This is a genomic window from Bartonella sp. AA83SXKL (assembly GCF_042196965.1).
GTDB lineage: Bacteria > Pseudomonadota > Alphaproteobacteria > Rhizobiales > Rhizobiaceae > Bartonella.
Genome location: NZ_JBHIRG010000276.1, coordinates 1 through 610, shown reverse-complemented (window position 1 = coordinate 610; position 610 = coordinate 1). Strand labels below are relative to the sequence as shown.

Genomic DNA, 610 nt, shown 5'->3' with positions numbered 1-610 from the left:
GAGATTGTGATGGGAGGAATTTTCGTCCTTTAAGGTGGAGGGAGGCTCTTTATAAAAAAGACACATGAATGTGGATAAACAGAAAGTTAACACCCTAGTGCGTGATTTTAAAAACTTTCATTCTGATCAGAGATCAATTGTAAAATTGCTCTTTGTTTTACCGAAGTGAGAACTCGAAATTTTTTTAAAAGCAGGTATTCCTCTCTGCTCGAGATGATTTCATCATGCTGGATAAGGTGCTCTTGTTGTGTGAAGAGATCAGCATAAAAAAGGCAATAGGAACACTCAAAATATCAGCAATTTCCTTTAAACGCCCTGCACTCACACGATTTAATCCTGTTTCATATTTTTGAATTTGTTGAGGGCTGACCTTCAAGTGGTCAGCTAATGTTTTTTGAGACATTTTCAGCATTTTTCGCCGAAAACGAATTTTTTTACCAACAAAAATGTCATTATGAAGATTTTTGTCTTGACGAAGATTTCTCGCTTGCATCTTCCCCCCGCCGGTTGCGAGCGCCCTCGCATTGGTATTCCGGGAGTCTAAAAATACTGAATCCGAGTCAGCTTTTTGCTTTTAGTGCTTGTAGCACCTGGACATAGCAAAATCTCC

The 610-nt window shown here is 39.0% G+C and carries 1 pseudogene; it reads right to left on the bottom strand.

Features of this window, described 5'->3' with window-relative positions:
* Nucleotides 1-107: 107 nt before the first annotated feature.
* A pseudogene (locus ACFINO_RS11080) lies at nt 108-493 on the bottom strand (helix-turn-helix domain-containing protein).
* Between the last annotated feature and the right edge of the window lie 117 nt (nt 494-610).